The sequence below is a fragment of the Candidatus Paracaedibacter symbiosus genome (genome assembly GCF_000757605.1).
Lineage (GTDB): Bacteria > Pseudomonadota > Alphaproteobacteria > Paracaedibacterales > Paracaedibacteraceae > Paracaedibacter_A > Paracaedibacter_A symbiosus.
Window position 1 is genome coordinate 1,139,317 of record NZ_JQAK01000001.1, and the last position, 19,301, is coordinate 1,158,617.

The following is a 19,301-nucleotide window of genomic DNA, read 5'->3' on the forward strand; positions in this document are numbered from 1 at the left end:
AAGGCTACCGCAACAACAATCGTGGCGGCCAACAGGCAAACAACTCCAGTAACAAAACATGCACCAGTCACAAGCCGGTAATCAACAAGGCAACCGCAACAACAATCGTGGCGGTCAACAGGCAAACAACTCCAGTACAAAAACATGCACCAGTCACAAGCCGGTAATCAACAAGGCAACCGCAACAACAATCGTGGTGGTTCAAACAACAAAATAATGAACAACAGTCACAACATTAATGCTAACAAGTCAAATAATACTAAAAAACCAATGATGAATATCAAACCTAACTCCAACAGCAAAAAACCAATAATGGGCAAAAGCAGTTCGCCAACAAAAAGCCATAACACTCCCTCAAAATCTCGCCCGAACACAAGCAATAGCGGCTAGCAGCATCTTCAGTCATTAAAAGACTGTAATTTAATGATTTGAGTCAAAAAAAGACTCATTTCATTTAAATTTTTTCTAAATTTATTTGATGCTAGGGAGTAGTTTATATAATCTCCTGATATTAACATATAGAAACTGGGCGTATCCAATGGCAACTTTTTCCGCTACTGATTTTGACAATCATGAACAAGTCGTTTTCTGTAACGATGCGAAAACTGGGCTCAAAGCCATCATTGCAATTCATAATACTCATCGGGGACCAGCTCTTGGTGGTTGTCGGTTTTGGGCTTATCCTAATGAAGACGAAGCTTTGAAGGATGTTTTGCGTTTATCCCGCGGCATGACCTATAAAGCAGCCATGGCACAACTTAATTTGGGTGGGGGTAAATCTGTCATCATTGGTGATGCTAAAAAAGATAAAACGCCTGAAATGATGATAGCTTTTGGCAAGTACATCGAACACCTCAACGGCCTTTATATCACCGCCGAAGATGTTGGGACGACAACGCAAGATATGGGGTTCATTCGCCAATCAACTCATCATGTTGTTGGCCTAGCCGACACGCCAGGTGGTAGTGGGGATCCTTCTATTTTCACAGGCTATGGTGTTTATTTAGGCATTAAAGCCAGTGTTAAACACAAATTTGGTGAAGACTCTGTCAAAGGATTACGCATTGCTGTTCAAGGGTTGGGTCATGTGGGTATGAATCTTGTGGAACGCTTGAGCGCTGAGGGAGCAGAACTCGTTGTCACCGATATTAATCAGGACTCAGTTGCCTATGCCAGCTCTAAGTTTAACGCAAAAGCCGCTTCACCTGACTCAATTTTAGCTACCGACTGCGATTTATTAGCACCTTGCGCCTTGGGAGGTGGTCTGCATGATCAGACAATTGAGAAATTGCGCTGCAAGATTGTCGCCGGTGCCGCCAATAACCAATTAGCCCATCCAGATCATGGTGAAGCATTGCGGCAACTTGGAATTTTATATGCACCTGATTATGTGATTAACGCCGGTGGTTTGATCAACGTAACCTATGAAGGGCCCAGCTATAGTCGGGATAAAGTCATCAATCATGTTGATAAAATTTATACTACGATGCTCGAGATTTTTGAGACTGCTAATAAACAAAATCTCGCCACCAACATTGCCTGCGATCAGATTGCGGAACAGCGATTCCATCTTAACAAGCAATAAAGCCTGAGGAACTCAATATAAGAAGGAATTGATTTTGGCTGCTCCTCTGGCTGTCCCCACTCACTTTCTTTAAAAGGTGTGAGGAACCATGCCTTTTAAACATATAAAATTTAACCGAAAACTGAGATTTCTATAGAACTTAGTTAACACGGAAGAAAATTTTAGGCATAATAAAATTAGTATAGTGTTTTTTTACGGGTGGGGAGCAATCTAATGGAAGGGTTCTTATGGCAAGCCTTTGTAACACTTTTTGTCATTATTGACCCTTTTGCGGTCTTACCGATGTTTATTGCTCTCACGCGGAATGAATCCATTGCTCACAAGCGCCGCACTGCCTTAAAAGCATCAGTAATTGCAACCATTTTACTCCTCATCTTCGCTTTTAGTGGTGATAAACTGTTAGATGCGATGGGAATTAGCGAACCAGCATTCCGAATTGCTGGCGGCTTTTTATTGTTGCTCGCCGCAATAGAAATGGTTGTTGCCAAATCGTCTGGTATTCGATCTACCACGGGCGACGAAGCTGCAGAAGCAGCTCACCGAGATGATATTTCCGTATTTCCCCTGGCAATTCCTCTTATTGCTGGCCCTGGCGCCTTAACATCTATTGTTGTGTTAATGCGTCAAGCCGAAGAAATTAATTTTCTTGCCCAGCTTGGTGTTATCATTATTTTAATTGTTGTCCTGTTAATTACTTATTTAAGCCTATTGATTGGTGACAGAATCTTAAAAATTTTAGGAGTCACTGGCACAAATGTGCTGACGCGGGTGTTTGGGATTATCCTCGCAGCACTGGCGGTGCAAAATATGCTTAACGGCATTACTATTGTTGTAAATAGTTTTATCAATAGATAACTTTTTTGAAGTTTCGAGGAAACCAATGCGTGCTGCTCTTAAAGAACAACCCTTATGGCACCCGTCAGAGCTTGATATCAAACACGCTAACTTAACCCGTTTTATGCATCAAACCGGTTTTGTTAGCTATGAAGAGCTTTATAAATTTTCTGTGGAAAATAGTCCTGAGTTTTGGTCTCTCTTATGGGATTTTTGCGATGTCATAGCCTCAACTAAAGGCAAAACGCTCATCGAAAATAAAGAAAATATTGAAAAAGCGCAATTTTTTCCTGAAGCAAAACTTAATTTTGCGGAAAATTTATTGCGATTTCAGGGATCCAGTATTGCTATTGAATTTTATGGCGAAGATAAAGTCAGACAGACACTGACCCATGATGATCTTTACCTGCAAATAGCCAAAGTTGCTGACACACTGCGCAGTTGGGGCATCCAATCAGGTGATCGTATTGCTGGATATTTGCCCAACTTACCACATACAGTGATTGCCATGTTAGCCGCTGCCAGCATTGGCGCAATTTGGTCGTCTTGCTCACCAGATTTTGGGATCACCGGTGTCGTTGATCGGTTTGGACAAATTGAACCTAAAGTACTGTTTTGTGCAGATGGTTATTATTATCATGGAAAAAAATACTCAACAGTTGATAAACTACCCGAGATTATAAAGGGTATTCCCAGTATCGAAAAAGTTGTGGTGATTCCTTATGTTAACATTGATTTTACAGCCACCGATGAGCGTATTTTTATCTGGAATGAGATTATTGAAAAATCGCCAGCGCATAAAATAAGCTTTGCCCAACTCGATTTTAATCACCCCCTCTATATTCTTTTTTCCTCAGGCACTACTGGGATCCCCAAATGTATTATTCACCGCGCGGGCGGGGCATTATTACAGCTTTTGAAAGAACATCAACTGCATTGCGATGTGAAGCCAGGTGACCGATTATTTTATTTTACTACCTGTGGTTGGATGATGTGGAATTGGCTTGTCAATGGCCTTGCTAGTGGTGCCACTCTCATCCTTTACGATGGCTCCCCTGCTTACCCCCAGCCAGAATCACTTTTTGATATCGCTGTAGAAATGAAATTCACTCATTTTGGCACTTCTGCTAAGTTTATTGACAGTCTAGCTAAGCAAGCTGTCGACATCACGACGTCCCATGATCTCTCATCGTTGCGGATGATTATGTCAACCGGCTCTCCCCTCGCACCGGAAAGCTTTGATTATGTCTATCAGCATATCAAAAAAAGTGTTTGTCTTGCTTCCATTTCTGGCGGCACCGATATTGTTTCGTGTTTCGCTTTAGGCAACCCGATTGCCCCTGTGTGGCAAGGGGAGCTGCAAACACCCGGACTCGCAATGAATATTGCTGTGACTGATGAAACAGGCAAAATCTTGCCTCAAGGTAAGAAGGGAGAGTTGATCTGTTTAACTCCTTTCCCGTCACAGCCCCTTGGTTTCTGGAACGATCCTGCCGGTGAAAAATATCACCATGCCTATTTTGCCAAATTCCCCGGCATCTGGCATCATGGTGATTTTGTTGAGTTGACTCCTCACAATGGCTTAATTATCCATGGACGTTCTGATGCCGTGCTAAATCCTGGAGGTGTGCGCATTGGCACAGCTGAAATTTACCGCCAGGTGGAACAAATTAATGAGGTTTTGGAATGTATTGCGGTGGGGCAAAATTGGAATAATGATGTCCGTGTGGTTTTATTTGTTAAGCTGAAAAATGGCATTGAATTAGATGAATTATTGGTCACAAAGATCAAACAACAAATTAAAATCAATACTACCCCCCGCCATGTTCCAGCTAAAATCATCCAGATCACCGACATTCCTCGTACTAAAAGTGGAAAAATTGCTGAAGTTGCAGTGCGTGATACAATCCATGGTCAAAAGATAAATAATAGCGAAGCTTTAGCTAATCCAGAAAGCTTAGAAGCTTATAAAAACATTTCTGAATTAACTAAAGATTGAAATTCTTTTATAATAAGCTACTTTGTAGGGGCAACGTAGTAGTTAGTTTAACCAGGCTCACTACGATGAGTTCTGTTTAAAAGATTACTACGCGCCCTATCATATTGAATTTTCGATATGATAGTGTTTTTAAGCATCTTTAATTCGGGAGAAGACCTTGGCGTCAGTCTCAACGCTTCACCAGGGTTTTAATTAATGGTGTTAAAAACAAAGCAAGCAACAACCCCGTGATCATAAGGGATAATTACCTCTAAGATTAACGGCGATAGGTTGCAACTCGTGAAAGGCCTAGTCAGCCCGTCATGTAGTCTTTTTTTGCGAAAGATAACAAAGGCCACTGTAAAGTGGCCTTTGTTGTGCCAACATGGAATGATTTTGACTAAAATTATAGATTAAATCAACAATTATTTCATCTTACTTTTTCTCACATAAGTTAGCAGCATTGATATGCTGCTCTATGAACTTCATAACAAGGGTTTCAGCTTCTTCATATTGCTCGAAAGTACTGCGATGGTTACCGCCTTTCATTTCAATAAATAAAGTCGGATCAAGGTTTGCTTTTTCACCATAACGCGCTCGGTGTAATTGCTTAGCCCGAGTTTTTTTCCCTATTTTTCTGGGTGGTATTGATTAACTTTTTGATCAATAGCGCCAAACACAGATTCCCCTTGTCGCGTCAGCATTTCGATGCGAATCTGATCACCAAACTTCATAAAGTCCGTTTTCGCCTGACCAGTTTCTATGATTTCGCGCATGCGTCGTTCGGCAATACAAGAAGATCCCTTGGTTGAATCAGCATTGGCGACAGTGCCTGAGCCCACAATCGTGCCTGCCCCTAAAAACCTGGTTTTTGCGGCATGAGCAATCAGATCAGGAAAGGAAAAAATCATATCAGTTCCTGCCTCTGGCGCGCCAAACGCTGTCCCATTTAAAGTGGAGCACAGCGGTAAATGAACACGCCCACCTTGCCAGGCTTGACCCAATTCATCCGGAGTAATCGCCACAGGAGAGAAACTCGATGCTGGTTTACTTTGATAAAATCCAAACCCTTTAGCCAGTTCCCCTGGAATTAAATTGCGTAAAGACACATCATTGACAAGCGCCAATAGCTTGATGTGAGATAACGCCTCAGACGCCGAAACCCCCATGGCCACATCATCAGTGATCACCACGATTTCTGCTTCAAAATCAATCCCCCAGGACTCATCAGCAACGATAATAGGATCCCTGGCCCCTAAAAGAATATCTGAGCCTCCTTGGTACATCAGCGGATCCGTCCAAAAACTGGCTGGCATCTCAGCGCCTCTGGCTTTACGCACTAACTCCACATGGGTAACATACGCGCTGCCATCGACCCACTGATAGGCGCGTGGCAAGGGTGCTGCCACAGATAATTCATTAAATGGTACAGCACCTTTCGCCTGCCCTTGATTGAGGGTCTCAGAGAGTTTTAACAAACTAACCTCAACATCCTCCCAATTATCTAAGGCTTGCTGGAGAGTTGCGGCAATGTCTCTCGCCTCAACAGCAAAGTTAAGACCTTTATCAACAACAAAAAGACAGCCATCACGGGTCCCATTGTTGATAGTTGCTACCTTCATGGATACTGCTCCCCTTTCCAAGAATTGACATAGTTGAGATCCTCAACGGACTCAGCCACCTTTGATAGATCAAGTCCATCCCGTGTGTCAATCATTACCGCAACCTCATCAGTTTCTTTGCGAATATTATTTTTTCCAGCCTTAAAAGCGCCTGGGTGAGGACCATGGATAAAACCACTGGGATGAAAGGTCATCATGCCGGGGTGGATATTATCGCGGCTAAAAAATTGCCCCTTATGATAAAAAATCACCTCATCATAATCATCATTACTGTGATAAAAGGGAACTTTTAAGGCACCTGGGTCGGACTCAATGGGTCGAGGACAAAAGGTGCAAACCACAAACCGATCACTCGTAAAAGTTGTATGCGCCGAGGGCGGCAAATGGGCGCGGTGACTCATTAAAGGGCGAATGTCGCGCCAATTAATCTTAACTGGAGCTAAATTGCCATGCCAACCAACAGCATCCAAAGGATTAAACTTGAAAGTAATGGTGGAGATTTCCTGGCGACGCTTGACTTTTACTTGCCAGTGTTGCTGTGTCTGCTGTTGCTGAGCCTTAAAAGCCTCATTAATCTGAGGGGTGAGGAGCGTGGCTGGATCAAAAATCGCATGTCCCCCCACAATACCTTTTTCGGGCAGTTGATAATGGCCGTCCGTGGCCTCAATCATCAAAATTTTTAAAGGTTTATGGACTTTAAGCCACCACTGAGTGCCGCGTGGCAACATCACATAATCACCCTCACTAAACTCTAAATGGCCATAGTCGCAAAAGAGATCAGCTGCACCCTCATGGAGGAACAATAGCTCGTCTCCATCGCTGTTACGCACCAAATGATCCATGCTTTTACAAACCCGTCACCACCGAATCTGGCAGTGAGAGTTGCTTAAAATAGGTGCTGCCTGCCAGGGGCTTACCGGTGTTGCATCAATCTTCAGCAGATCAAACGCATGGGGTTTGAGAGTCCCTTCAATAGACGACCAGGCCGTGGGCGCATGTGTGTGATACATGTGCGTTGCGGGGCCAAAAAATCCTTCTTTACTGATTTCGCGTTCATAAGTGCCTGCGGGCAAATCAGCATGAGCCTGTTTCGACGACAAACCTTCAGAGAGAGGAAATTGAATCCAAGACTTCATCGGAAGCTTCTCCTTTAAATGACACCACGTGTTTCTTGATCCCGTTCCATTGCTTCAAACAAAGCAGAAAAGTTTCCTTCCCCAAATCCCTGATGGCCAAGGCGTTGGATAATCTCAAAGAAAATTGGGCCAATGACCGTATTGGTGAAGATTTGCAAGAGTAAATCAACTTTTTTATCAATCACTTCGCCGTCCATCAAAATCTGATTTTTCGCCAGCCGCGCCATATCTTGACCATGATGGGGTAGGCGTTCTTCAACCACCTGATAGTACGAAGCCGGTACTGTCATAAATGGAATCTTATGCAGGGACAATTGCTCAACTGAGTCAGCAATCGTGTCACTCCCCAACGCAATATGCTGAATCCCCTCGCCCTTATATTCATTTAAATATTCAGCAATTTGAGATTTATCATCAGCTGATTCATTAATCGGGATACGGATTTTCCCACAGGGACTAATCATTGCTCGACTGAACAACCCGGTCTTTTGTCCTGTAATATTAAAATAGCGTTGCTGGCGGAAGTTAAATAATTTCTCATAAAAGTCAGCCCAGATATCCATCCGCCCCTGATAGACATTGTGCGTCAGGTGGTCAATATAGGTCAGGCCGAATCCCTTTGGATTCAAATCAACACCCGGAAAATAATCAAAATCTGTATCATAAATTGTGCGACCTCTATATTGGTCGACAAGAAATAAAAAGCTTTCACCAATGCCGGAAAGGGCCGGAATATGGAGCTCTCCTTCGTTCACTGGCGTTTCAGCAGACTTGGCTCCAAGGGATAAAGCACGCATATGGGCAAACTTCGCATCAGCCACACGGAATGCCATGGCGCAAGCAGAAGGCCCATGTTCGGCTGCATAATAGGATGCATAAGTCCCAGGTTCCCGGTTAATCAAAAAATTGATATCACCCTGACGATAGAGAGTGACTTGCTTGCTGCGATGTTTGGCGATAGGGACAAACCCCATGCGGCTAAAAAGATCTTCCAAATCCCCTTCATTGGGGCTAGTATATTCGACAAATTCAAATCCATCTGTTGCCATTGGATTTTCAAGTTCTGCGTGATCTTGGCCGTTAGCCACAAACGTTGAGTGCCTCATTCTTACCCCTCTTAGAAAAAACATCTTTCTTTGATGGTAAGCAATCTTGCCAGCCACGTCAAAAACCAATTTAAGCCGCGGTCTTTTGTTTCAATAAGGTTAATTTTTCCATTATTGTTGTCTTTGTGACTGGACAGATAAAGGTGGGGGCTAGTTCTGACATTAATGCCAAGATAAATTCCCGTTCATCATTATGAGGGTGGGGAATTTGAAGGATAGAATTCTTGAAAATCAACTGATCATAATAAAGCATATCAATATCAATCACCCGTGGTCCATAGCGATAGGTGGGGGTACGGCCCATTTTTACTTCTATATTTTTAGTCACTTCCAGCAAATCTAAAACAGAAATAGTCGTTTCAATTTCAATAACTTGATTATAAAAATCTGGTTGTTCAGTCACATACATTGGCTTGGTACACAAGACTGAGGACAAAGCAACCACCCTCACTTTTGTTTCAAGTTCGGTGATAGCACAGGCTAAATTACGGCGACAATCGCCTAAATTACTCCCAAGACCTAAATAAACAGTTGCCATAATGCAGGAATTCTCCTAAATTTTCCGTGTACGGTTTACCCGCCCCATAAATACTCAACTCGTCATTACGAGCCTTCGAAACAAAGCGTGCTGATCTCCTCAAAAATAAAGTAAGGAGATTGCCACTTGGCTTATGCTCCGCACAATGACAGTATCTGGTTTTTGAAAAGCGAGCCGTCCACAACATTCAATTACATGAGTTTTGGCTTAAAAATGTCTGCATCAACAAACTTTTTATCACTTTCCTTTGGTTTATCATTTACTGACCTCTACCACAATAGCGGTTTGAAGAAACTGGATACCTGTTTTCAAGACTTTTTAAGTGGTCAAGATCCTGAGTTAGGTGTGGCTTATCAATTTCACCGTCAAAACCCCACCGATGATAAAAGTGCGTCTGAGCTTTTTTTGACCCTTGCGCCTTATGTCGAAGATTTTATTGGCGAATTATTTCAGATTCGCCACGAAATTAATGCGTTGCAGCAACAACATCAAACATTAGCCGTGGTGCCGCAGATCAAGCGCCAGTTTGTCCAACGTCAGGCTTTACGCAAATATTCTAAAGACATAGCGGCAACGCTTGATGGCTCTCAAATTCGTGAGCAACTTGAAAAATCCATCCATCCTTTCACTGAGATAACCTTTGCCAGAATTGTGGATGAATGGCTGAAAAATGAATCCGCTCACCAAGAACAACTCAACCTTGCTGCACAATACGCCGCCTGGGCCACCTTAACACCCGCAGGGCGCTACTTTCATCGTCAGGATATCTTATTCCAGCAACCAGAAAAGCTAGACTTCCAGAATTTGATCCCTTTCCATCTCATGGATGACTTTAAACAAGGTTTGTTGGATCATCGGCGCAACCGTGTCGGCTTTGATTTGACAGATGCTGGGTTTAGTCGTCTCAAAGCCCTTGATCAAGCGAACTATTGTATTTGGTGTCACCATCAGTCCAAGGATTCTTGCTCTAAGGGATTAAAACCAAAAACAGAGGCCACTGACAAGTTTATTAAAAATTGGGCTGGCATTAATCTCACCGGTTGCCCTTTGGAGGAGAAGATTTCAGAAATGAATGAATCAAAAGCCAAAGGATTTACTCTTGCTGCTCTTGCGATTGCGACCATTGATAATCCAATGGTTGCCGCCACGGGCCACAGAATTTGTAATGACTGTATGAAGGCATGCATTTATCAAAAACAAGAACCAGTCAATATCCCTGGGCTGGAAACACAAATTCTTAAAGACGTTCTTGAGCTTCCGTGGGGTTTTGAAATTTATAGTCTGCTTACGCGCTGGAATCCATTAAACCTAAAGCGACCGCTGCCAATGGCTGAATCTGGGTATAAAGTGTTGGTGGTTGGAACTGGCCCTGCGGGCTTTACGCTGGCGCATCACCTTCTCAATGATGGTCATGCGGTTGTGGCCATTGACGGCCTTAAAATTGAACCTTTACCAGTGAATCAAAGTGGGGTGGACATTCAAGGGCAGCGACATCCCTTTGCTCCGATTTACTCCGTTAAAGAATTGCAAGAAAAGCTAGGAGCCCGTATCACAGGTGGCTTTGGTGGTGTGGCTGAATATGGCATCACCGTACGCTGGGATAAAAATTATCTCAAGATGATTCGCCTCTTGCTGGAGCGTCGGGAAAACTTTGCTCTGTTTGGTGGCATTCGGTTTGGCGGTACCCTTTCCATTGATCAAGCTTTTGCGATGGGGTTTGATCATATTGCCTTGTGCATGGGCGCTGGTAGCCCGACGTTAATTCCCATGAAAAATAGCTTAGCGATCGGTGTGCGTCAGGCCAGCGATTTCTTGATGGCATTGCAGCTAACGGGGGCAGCTAAAGAAGAATCTATTGCGAACCTTCAAGTTCGTCTGCCCGCCGTTGTCATTGGTGGTGGCTTGACCGCCATCGACACCGCTACTGAAACCATGGCCTATTATCCCCTGCAGGTGGAAAAGTTCTATAAACGCTACCAACAGCTTTGCCAAACACAAAACGAAACTCAGTTACGCAGTCAATGGTTAGAGAGCGAGCTTGTCATCGTCGATGAGTATTTAACCCACGGCGCCGCGATTGTCGCTGAAAGTCAAGCCGCTGCCATTGAGGGTCGCCAACCCAACTTCCAGCGTTTGATCAACGAATGGGGGGGAGTCACCGTCGCTTATCGCCGCGATGTGACTCAGGCGCCAAGCTATACGCTCAACCACGAAGAAGTGGCAATAGCCTTGGAAGAAGGTATCCAAATCCTCGACCACGCGATACCGATATCGGTTAATATTGATGCGGCAGGCCAAGCTGAATCCCTTACCATCCAGCACCTGGATCAAGAGCAGATTTTACCAGCACGGACGATTTTGGTGGCTGCTGGGACCAAACCCAACATTAACTTGAAGTATGATGAGCTCAACTACCTTTCCTTTGCGGGAAATAGTTTCCAAGCTTATGATGAGGCAGGGCATCCGGTCACGCCCCAAAAACTTGCCAAGCCAGATACACCGCATGTATTGATGTCGATTCTGGATAATCAAAAATCCATCAGCTTTTTTGGAGATATGCATCCCTCTTTTGCCGGCAACGTGGTGAAAGCGATGGGAAGTGCAAAACAAGGCTACCCTGTTATTTCGCGCATGTTGCACCGTCGTCCTGTAGATAAGGAGGTGCCAGCTCCTCTATTGATTGACTCCCTCAACCAGCAATTGCGCGCCACAGTTTATGCCATCACAAGACTAACCCCAACAATTGTTGAGGTTACTATTCACGCTCCCTTGGCAGCCCGGAATTTCCAACCAGGACAATTCTACCGCCTCCAAAATTTTGAAACTTTTGCCCCCGTTCGCAAGGGCACACGATTTGTAATGGAAGGTTTAGCCCTCACTGGCGCCAGTGTTGATCTTGAGAAAGGCTTGCTATCAACGATTGTACTTGAGATGGGTGGTTCTTCTAATCTGTGCACCCTTCTACACCCAGGGGATCCTGTGGTGTTAATGGGTCCCACTGGCGCACCTACGGAAATCCCCCACAATGAGACAGTGTTGCTGGCAGGCGGTGGCCTGGGCAATGCCGTGCTTTTTTCTATCGGCCAAGCGCTTCGCGCTAACGGTTGCCGGGTCATTTATTTTGCTGGCTATAAAAAAATGGAAGATCGTTATAAAATAGCGGAGATCGAAATGGCAGCTGATCAGATTGTTTGGACCTGCGATGAAGCCCCAGGGTTTATTCCTTCCCGTCCCCAGGACTTAACCTTTGTGGGGAATATCGTTGCAGCCATGGAAGCTTATGCCAAAGGTGATTTAGGTCAAAGGTTAGTACCGCTGCATGATGTGCAACGTCTCGTTGCTATTGGATCTGACCGCATGATGGCCGCCATTGCCAAAGCCCGTAAAACCATTCTCAAGCCTTACTTAGATCCGGATCACATTGGCATTGGGAGCATCAACTCTCCGATGCAATGTATGATGAAAGAAATATGCGCTCAGTGCCTCCAACGTCACGTTGAACCTCTCACCGGCGAAGAAAAGATTATCTATTCTTGTTCGCAACAAGACCAAAAACTTGACTGGGTTGACTGGGATAATCTGAATATACGGTTGCGCCAAAATAGCGTTCAAGAAAAACTCACGAAAGAATGGATTCGTTATTGCTTGGAAATCGATACCTAAATAACCTGAAGGGATGATAGTATATCAATTTGATAAGCTCCAATTCCCTATCATTATGGACTTCAACAAAGAGAACATGGGGATATTGCGCTTTTATAGTTTGTAGCTGGTTATGTACCCGAGGTTCAAATCTCCACGTATAGGTGAGCAATTTCCAGGAAATAACTTCAGGGCAATTATCTGCCCGATCTTGAATACTGTGATCTTTGAAAAAGCGTCGCTTCAAAACACGGTAGAAACATAAGGTTTTTGGAAAGTCAAAATAAAGTGCAAGGTCAGCCTTTGCATAACGCATCGCCAACGACCTTGTACAGTTCTCATCAATAATTAATCCAGCAATCTTGAGCGACCAACTTTCGCTGAATTTCTAAAAACTCAGCTTCGTCACGTTCAACCCAGTTTTCGATGAAAAAATAACGATCAAGATGATAGAGGGGAATTCCAGTTTGATGACACAACTGTTTGGCAAAGGTCGATTTGCCGCTCTCTGGACGACCAAAGATCATTATCCGCTTAAATATTGTGATAATTACGCTTTAAAGCTTCCCATTCTAATTGGCCCGCGGGACGAAAATCATCACCAAATTGCTGAGCTGTATGTTCAGCAACCTCAGCTGACAAAATTTTTAACGGCTGGTAAGTGCTTTGCGCCACCAACTGCGCTGCGGCTGCTTTTTCTAAAAAAAACATCAAGGTAAAGGCTTCGCCAATCGTGCGGCCAGCCGTTAAGAATCCGTGATTTTTCAAAATCATCACCCGCTTGTTACCCAGATCTTCTAGCAACCGCGGCCTCTCGTCTTCCGACAGAACAATCCCTTCATACTCATGGAAAGCGATCCGATTGTAAAATCGACACGCATGTTGAGTTAAGGGGAGCAATCCACACTCAAGCGCGGACAATGCCATTCCTGCCTCAGAATGGGTGTGAATCACACATGTGATTTCCGGCCTGGCGCCATGAATCGCTCCATGAATCATATAACCCGCAAGATTAATCCGAGCATTCACGGGGGCAATGACATTCCCAGCTAAATCAATTTTGACGAGATTTTCGGGAGTGATTTCTTCAAATAGCAAGCCAAACTGATTAATCAAAAAATACTCTGTTCCTGGAATTTGCAAGGAAATGTGGGTATAAATTAAGTCGGTCCACCCTAATTTAGCGGCCAAGCGATAGCAAAAGGCCAGTTCTTCACGTGCTTGACCTTCAACGCTCGACCAGGACTTAGAAGCCACTATTTGCATGTCCCTTTTGCCTGATGTTTTTGACATCTAGGGAATCCGTAAATTGCAAAGTTGCGAGCCGACGATACAAACCGTCTTCACTAATCAGCTCCGCGTGGGTCCCCATTGCCTCAATCCGCCCTTCGTTCAAAACAACGATGCGATCTGCCTTCAACACGGTGGCGAGACGATGCGCCACTACTAACGTGGTACGATTTGACATTAATTTTTTAAAGCTTTCCTGAACCAAAAATTCACTTTCCGCGTCAAGTGCACTGGTTGCCTCATCAAGCAATAAAATCGGTGCGTCTCGTAAAAACACCCGAGCGATGGCCAAGCGTTGCTTTTGCCCACCTGACAACCGCACGCCCCGTGTCCCGAGGGGAGTATGGATTCCTTGCGGTAAAGTTTGGATAAAATCGACCATATTAGCCGCTTCGGCTGCTTTCCAGACTTCAGATTCACTGGCATTGGGTCGGCCAAACAAAATATTGTCATAGAGCGAAGCTGAATAAATCATCGGGTCTTGGGGAACAATGCCAAAGCGTTCCCGCAAATCTTCAACCCGCACCTCTTTTGTATCCACCCCATCTACATAAATACTCCCCGATAAGGGGTCAAAAAAGCGCAATAATAGCGATAAGATAGTGCTTTTCCCTGATCCAGATGGGCCGACAATCGCCAGCTTTTCTCCCGGCGCAATCGACAACGACAAATTCTTCAACACTTGGACTGTGGGATTATTGGAATAGGCGAAGGTGATGTTATGGAAGGCCACAATGCCGCGAGAAGGTGCCGGCAACTTGCGGGGTGCCTCGAGCACCAAAACAGAGGACTTAGCCTGGAGAATATCGGAAAGCCGTTCAAAAGCCCCTGCTGCGCGTTGCATGTCGGCATAAATCTCGCTAAAGGAGGCCAGCGATCCAGCCGTCATCACAGCATAAAAAATAAAAGAGGATAATTCACCTGCGGTTAAGCCTTCTGTCAACACATCATAACCACCGATCCATAACACAAAACAAACACCAGAAAACACTAATATCATCACAATAAAGGTGAGCCACGATTTCATCCGCATCCGAGTGACGGCACAATAAAAATTTGATTCACTAAGCTTTGCAAAATTGTGGATATCACTGAGTTCGCGGTTAAAGGCATAACAGGCGCGAATATTACTTAACGTTTCCTCTAAATAGCCAGAAAGGTTAGCCAACTGTTCTTGCGTTTGGGTCGAGAGCTGTTTGACGCGTTTACCAAAAATCAAAATCGGTACCAACACCACTGGGACAATCAAACAAGTAAGAAGGGATAGTTTTGCTGAAGTAGTCAGCATCAAAGCCATCCCCCCAACAAACATAAGCGCATTTCGAATGGCCAAAGCGCCCGAAGTCCCAATCAAAATCTGAATTAAGGTTGTGTCGGTTGTCAAGCGGGCGGTCAATTCACCCGGACGAATCATCTCATAATAGGCAACATCTAATTGCAATAAATGGCGATAAAGTTTCTGGCGAAGATCCGTCATGATTCGTTCTCCTAACCAGGAGACATAATATGTCCGGCCAAAACTCGCAAATGCCATCAACACCACACAGCCTAACATGAGGATGACCGTTGAGGTCAGAGCTTGCATATTTTCTGTGGCAAATCCACTATCAATTAATTGACGCAAGCAACAACCAAGCCCCAAGAGGGACGCGGTGGCGAGAACAAGGAATAAGCTTGCCAGCCAAAATTGCAGTCTGTAGGGTTTCAAAAAAGGAGCCAATTGCTTTAAAATCGACAGATTTTTGCTTTTCTCGCGCTCTGCGATCTCAGACATTTCAACAAAACTTCTTTCACGCATTAGAACTCGACTGTTTCCTTAAATAGTTGCTGCATATCCGCACTCAAAATTTCAAACAATGACAATTCAGTACGAGTCGATACCCACGCGGTGCCATTCCATTGAAAATGGTGTGCCCCCGTTGCAGGTGATGATAACCACATTTGATTGGTTGGGCCATGAAAATTTAGTAAAAAAGTTTGACGCCTATCGTCGCAGATGGTCAATTGAAGGCCGGTAAGCTCTATATCGAGATCAGTCTGAGCTTCTAAATGATCAGCAAGATGGTGAAGAGTTTGTTGAGCGATTGAATCAAAACTATCGAAAGACATCATTGCATATGCTTTGGTTGAATGGTGGAGCCAAGGAGGATCGAACTCCTGACCTCTACAATGCCATCGTAGCGCTCTCCCAGCTGAGCTATGACCCCACGTCTATGTCCACAAATAATACGTAATCGCCCACTTTGCAAGTGTTTTTTAAAAAAGAGTTGGGAGATTTGATGCTGTAATGGTCCATAAATTATTGGAACGCAAGAGAGGGGAGAAATATTTCTCTAGGTTTTTAAGCCTCTATTTCCCCCCAATATTTTTTAACCTTTTTTGATAGAACTTACTATTTCTTCAAATCTTTTACTTCTTGTTTGAGCTTTTGAATCTCGTGCAGCAATATTTTTGTTTCTGCAGAAATATGATGTTGCTCTTCTTCTGAAGTATGGTCGCCCTTCAACCATTTGGCGAAGAAATGATGCTTGGCAACGTGTTCTTCCTCAGCATGTTGGCGCATAAGTGCTCCAATCACAATTCCAAAAACCAATTGCAGCAATAGGAAGTTTAAAACGATAATCATCGGTACAACAAAAACCCAAGCATAGGGCGTTGTTTTGGAAAGTTCTGCTAATTGATCCGACCAAGTATGCTCCATCATCACTGATTTGAAGATAGTGATCATTGCTCCCCAAATAGTACCATACATTTCAGGGTGATCTGCGCCAAAACAAGCCATACCAAGAAGGGCAAAAATATACACAGCAACAAACATCAGCACAGCTGTTGAAACCAGGTGGGGAATCGCTTTACCAATAGCATCCACAATATGTTGGAACTGCGGAAATATGGACACAAGACGCAATAACCAAAACAGCCTAAAAGCTCGGAATAATTGGAAATAACCACCGAAAGAAATTAAAGATACGATAATGACGACAAAATCGAAAACATGCCAAGGATCCTTAAAGAACGCTGGACCATGAGCAATAATTCGAGCAACTATTTCAATAGTAAAAACAACCACTACTAGGCGGTTAAATAGAAAAACTGCGTGGGCCAAACCTTCTGTTTGTGTTGTTGACAGTTCATAGCCAATACTGAAAATACTGAGGATCAGTAAAGCCGTCAGAGCCACATGATAAGAGTGGCTTTCGAAAAATGCCCCTAACTTTTCTCTAAAATTTTGTGCATGGGGTGTCATAATAACCTCGATAATAGGGTACTTCTCTCCCCAAGTATAGAATTCCAAGGTTAATAAAAGGTTAATGAAAAAAACTTAAGAGATTAATGCTTTATGGATAGTCAATGCGTTATGACGAATCATCTCCATGTAAGTTTTAGCGGGTGACTCTGAGGCCTTGGAATCCGACAAGGAATCGGCGTACAAAACCCCTCCAATGACAACATTGGCTTCCATAGCGATTTGCTCAATCAATTTACGAGATGACAGATTTTCAATAAAGACAGCGTGAATATCTTGCTTTTTAATCGTTTTAATAAGCTCGGCAATTTTGGCTGCTGATGGTTCTGCATCAGTACTCACCCCCACAGGAGATAGGAATTCAATCCCATAGGCAACTCCAAAATAAGCAAAGGCATCATGGGTGGTAATCACCTTACGTTTGTCAGATGGGATGGCATTAAACTCAGCTTGTACCCAAGCATCCAAGGCCTCAAGTTCTTTTATATAGTTAAGCGCTCTTTTTTCGAGGATGTCTGTTTGCTGAGGTAATTTTTGCTGCAATGCTGTTTTAATTTCACCAACGTACAAAATAACGTTTTTCACATTATGCCAGGCATGGGGATCTTCAGCCGCCACACCGTTGGAATCATGTAACACGCGAGATTTAACCTGTTTTGCAGCAATGATAACTTCGCTTTTATAACCAGAATTAGAAATTAAACGGTCAAACCATCCTTCAAACCCAAGACCATTGACGATTACAAGGTCAGCCTGATTTAGTTTTTTGACATCGAGCGGTTTAGGCTGATAAACATGAGGGTCGGCATTTTCGGGAACGATGATGTCAACCTCTACATCATCCCCACCAATTTGACGCGCAAGATCGCCCAGAACAGAAAAGCTAGCCACAACTTTGAGTTTAGCCTCAGCCGACGAAGCAATCACTCCACAGGCTAATATAAGGCTTATAAGTTGGTTGATCATTTTAAAAAACTCTTTTATAGAACAAAAACTCTACAAACCTTCATTAATCCACTAATTCCCAACGTAATCCAAAAAGGGAATTTACCTTGTCGCATATCAAACAATTTGTTGCAAATGTTTGTGATCGCTAAGGCAATAAGCGCTGGGTAGGCTACTTCTAAAACAGTGCCAAGCAATTCACAAATTTTGGCGAAACCAAGCAAGGAAACACCAAAAGTTGTTCCAAGAGAGACGAAAATCGATTGAGGGCGGGTAATTTTTTGTCGCAGCACATCATCGCGCAGAAAATCAACAAATAAGGTTGACAAGATTACAGCAGTTGCAAGACAAGCGACTGCCATGGTTAAACTGATGATTGGCAACGCATAATCACCAAGAGTATGTTGAGCAACAACTGCTAACATCGCCTCGGGTTGTGCCGTGGTGAGGAATGCTGAATACTTGGCCCCTAAAGTGACAAATCCAATATAGGCGAAAGACAAGATCGAAGCACCGATGAGGCTTGCGGCAATACTCAACTTTAACAACGTCATACGCCCAACATCTGGCCCCAGATTATTGCGTAGATAAATAACAGTTGTTGATGAAAAGAAGAACGCCGCCATTAAATCCATGGTTTGATAGCCAAGGGTTAATCCGCTGGTAAAGGCAGCTTTGGCAGATAAATCCGTTGCAGCAGTTGGTTCACCAAACCAAAGACCGACCAGCAACAATAACATCAACCCACCAAGTTTAAAAGGTGTCAATAATAAGCCAATTAAATCAATAACTTTATTAGCCTGCCAAATAAGCGCAGCAATTGACACACAGAAGAAAAAGCTAAAAACATAGTATGGAAGCCAAGGAAAGAGAACACTAACGCTACCATAAGCAACTGTAATACATCGTGGCACAACACCAAACGGACCCATTAAGCTGAGCATCATCGCAATGAGAAGAAATGACGGAACCTTCCCTAATTTTTCAAAATACTTCTTAGTACTGCCATCATAAAGAATCATTCCTAAAAGCCCAAGAAAAGGAACGATTACAGCCGTGACAATTAAACCAACAATTGAAAAAGGATAAGCACTTATGGTTTGTTGACCAAGGAGCAAAGGAAAAACCAGGTTTCCAGAACCAAAAAACATCGAAAACATGGCAAAACCAGCGGTCAAAACCATTTTTTTGTGAGACATTAGTCACTCCAAAAATATCATAAAATTAAAAAAAATTTCAGTTTATTGTGATATCAATATAAAATATTATGTCCTCCACGGGACAATTATGGTCACCGCATTGCTGCTAATCGCGATGTTCGGGAAAATGATCGATTTATTTTTAGACAGTTCGTAGCTCATGATAGCCATTTTTAATA

General features: G+C 43.6%; 15 protein-coding genes, 1 tRNA gene and 1 pseudogene. 5 read left to right on the forward strand and 12 right to left on the reverse strand.

Annotated elements, in window-relative coordinates; genetic code table 11:
* Positions 1-144 precede the first annotated feature (144 nt).
* From IG80_RS14995 to IG80_RS0105170, 4 genes are all read left to right on the forward strand, one after another.
* The gene (locus tag IG80_RS14995) at positions 145-390 is read left to right on the forward strand and encodes a hypothetical protein (RefSeq protein WP_156962046.1); all 246 of its coding nucleotides are present in this window, start codon (positions 145-147) and stop codon (positions 388-390) included.
* Positions 391-538: 148 nt separating this feature from the next.
* Complete coding sequence (locus IG80_RS0105160; RefSeq protein WP_032112842.1) at positions 539-1,585, forward strand: Glu/Leu/Phe/Val family dehydrogenase; 1,047 nt, start codon at positions 539-541, stop codon at positions 1,583-1,585.
* A 213-nt stretch (positions 1,586-1,798) separates the two neighbouring features.
* On the forward strand, positions 1,799-2,440 hold the full coding sequence (locus tag IG80_RS0105165) for a MarC family protein (protein WP_032112843.1): 642 nt from the start codon (positions 1,799-1,801) through the stop codon (positions 2,438-2,440).
* Between the two features lie 25 nt (positions 2,441-2,465).
* Entirely contained in the window at positions 2,466-4,418 is a 1,953-nt protein-coding gene (locus IG80_RS0105170; protein WP_032112844.1) for an acetoacetate--CoA ligase, read from the forward strand.
* A gap of 608 nt (positions 4,419-5,026) precedes the next feature.
* On the opposite strand, the gene IG80_RS0105175 is transcribed toward IG80_RS0105170, so the two are convergent.
* The 4 genes and pseudogenes from IG80_RS0105175 to folK form a co-directional block, all read right to left on the reverse strand.
* On the reverse strand, positions 5,027-6,019 hold the full coding sequence (locus IG80_RS0105175) for a fumarylacetoacetate hydrolase family protein (RefSeq protein WP_032112845.1): 993 nt from the start codon (positions 6,017-6,019) through the stop codon (positions 5,027-5,029).
* Positions 6,016-7,155: pseudogene (locus IG80_RS12420) on the reverse strand (homogentisate 1,2-dioxygenase). The gene IG80_RS0105175 and the pseudogene IG80_RS12420 overlap by 4 nt, the downstream one beginning before the upstream one ends.
* Positions 7,156-7,169: 14 nt before the next feature.
* Positions 7,170-8,261, reverse strand: coding sequence for a 4-hydroxyphenylpyruvate dioxygenase (gene hppD, locus IG80_RS0105185; protein ID WP_052046238.1), 1,092 nt, complete (start codon positions 8,259-8,261; stop codon positions 7,170-7,172).
* A 70-nt stretch (positions 8,262-8,331) separates the two neighbouring features.
* Positions 8,332-8,799, reverse strand: coding sequence for a 2-amino-4-hydroxy-6-hydroxymethyldihydropteridine diphosphokinase (gene folK, locus IG80_RS0105190; protein ID WP_032112846.1), 468 nt, complete (start codon positions 8,797-8,799; stop codon positions 8,332-8,334).
* Between the two features lie 126 nt (positions 8,800-8,925).
* Between folK and IG80_RS0105195 the strand changes: the two genes are divergently transcribed.
* Positions 8,926-12,462, forward strand: a complete 3,537-nt coding sequence (locus IG80_RS0105195; protein ID WP_232224332.1) for an FAD-dependent oxidoreductase — start codon at positions 8,926-8,928, stop codon at positions 12,460-12,462.
* A gap of 320 nt (positions 12,463-12,782) precedes the next feature.
* Here the strand turns inward: IG80_RS0105195 and IG80_RS15000 are convergent, their stop codons facing one another.
* The 8 genes from IG80_RS15000 to IG80_RS0105235 form a co-directional block, all read right to left on the reverse strand.
* Entirely contained in the window at positions 12,783-12,968 is a 186-nt protein-coding gene (locus IG80_RS15000) for an AAA family ATPase (protein ID WP_052046063.1), read from the reverse strand.
* Between the two features lie 7 nt (positions 12,969-12,975).
* The gene (locus IG80_RS0105205) at positions 12,976-13,734 is read right to left on the reverse strand and encodes a class II aldolase/adducin family protein (protein ID WP_052046065.1); all 759 of its coding nucleotides are present in this window, start codon (positions 13,732-13,734) and stop codon (positions 12,976-12,978) included.
* A complete protein-coding gene (locus IG80_RS0105210) occupies positions 13,688-15,529 on the reverse strand; it encodes an ABC transporter transmembrane domain-containing protein (protein WP_052046066.1) in 1,842 nt (613 codons plus the stop codon). Before IG80_RS0105210 ends, IG80_RS0105205 begins: the two co-directional genes overlap by 47 nt.
* Entirely contained in the window at positions 15,529-15,843 is a 315-nt protein-coding gene (gene cyaY / locus IG80_RS13890; RefSeq protein ID WP_084756166.1) for an iron donor protein CyaY, read from the reverse strand. Before cyaY ends, IG80_RS0105210 begins: the two co-directional genes overlap by 1 nt.
* A 19-nt stretch (positions 15,844-15,862) precedes the next feature.
* Positions 15,863-15,938 (reverse strand) — tRNA-Ala (locus tag IG80_RS0105220).
* A 185-nt stretch (positions 15,939-16,123) separates the two neighbouring features.
* On the reverse strand, positions 16,124-16,978 hold the full coding sequence (locus tag IG80_RS0105225; protein WP_032112848.1) for an ion transporter: 855 nt from the start codon (positions 16,976-16,978) through the stop codon (positions 16,124-16,126).
* A gap of 75 nt (positions 16,979-17,053) precedes the next feature.
* Complete coding sequence (locus IG80_RS0105230; protein ID WP_032112849.1) at positions 17,054-17,944, reverse strand: metal ABC transporter solute-binding protein, Zn/Mn family; 891 nt, start codon at positions 17,942-17,944, stop codon at positions 17,054-17,056.
* Positions 17,945-17,958: 14 nt separating this feature from the next.
* Positions 17,959-19,122, reverse strand: coding sequence for a branched-chain amino acid transport system II carrier protein (locus IG80_RS0105235; RefSeq protein ID WP_052046068.1), 1,164 nt, complete (start codon positions 19,120-19,122; stop codon positions 17,959-17,961).
* Between the last annotated feature and the right edge of the window lie 179 nt (positions 19,123-19,301).

Coding starts and splice junctions, on each gene's coding strand:
- IG80_RS14995 (WP_156962046.1), top strand. CDS start 145: ATGCACCAGTCACAAGCCGGTAATCAACAAGGCAACCGCAACAACAAT.
- IG80_RS0105160 (WP_032112842.1), top strand. CDS start 539: ATGGCAACTTTTTCCGCTACTGATTTTGACAATCATGAACAAGTCGTT.
- IG80_RS0105165 (WP_032112843.1), top strand. CDS start 1,799: ATGGAAGGGTTCTTATGGCAAGCCTTTGTAACACTTTTTGTCATTATT.
- IG80_RS0105170 (WP_032112844.1), top strand. CDS start 2,466: ATGCGTGCTGCTCTTAAAGAACAACCCTTATGGCACCCGTCAGAGCTT.
- IG80_RS0105175 (WP_032112845.1), bottom strand. CDS start 6,019: ATGAAGGTAGCAACTATCAACAATGGGACCCGTGATGGCTGTCTTTTT.
- hppD (WP_052046238.1), bottom strand. CDS start 8,261: ATGAGGCACTCAACGTTTGTGGCTAACGGCCAAGATCACGCAGAACTT.
- folK (WP_032112846.1), bottom strand. CDS start 8,799: ATGGCAACTGTTTATTTAGGTCTTGGGAGTAATTTAGGCGATTGTCGC.
- IG80_RS15000 (WP_052046063.1), bottom strand. CDS start 12,968: ATGATCTTTGGTCGTCCAGAGAGCGGCAAATCGACCTTTGCCAAACAG.
- IG80_RS0105205 (WP_052046065.1), bottom strand. CDS start 13,734: ATGTCAAAAACATCAGGCAAAAGGGACATGCAAATAGTGGCTTCTAAG.
- IG80_RS0105210 (WP_052046066.1), bottom strand. CDS start 15,529: ATGCGTGAAAGAAGTTTTGTTGAAATGTCTGAGATCGCAGAGCGCGAG.
- cyaY (WP_084756166.1), bottom strand. CDS start 15,843: ATGATGTCTTTCGATAGTTTTGATTCAATCGCTCAACAAACTCTTCAC.
- IG80_RS0105225 (WP_032112848.1), bottom strand. CDS start 16,978: ATGACACCCCATGCACAAAATTTTAGAGAAAAGTTAGGGGCATTTTTC.
- IG80_RS0105230 (WP_032112849.1), bottom strand. CDS start 17,944: ATGATCAACCAACTTATAAGCCTTATATTAGCCTGTGGAGTGATTGCT.
- IG80_RS0105235 (WP_052046068.1), bottom strand. CDS start 19,122: ATGTCTCACAAAAAAATGGTTTTGACCGCTGGTTTTGCCATGTTTTCG.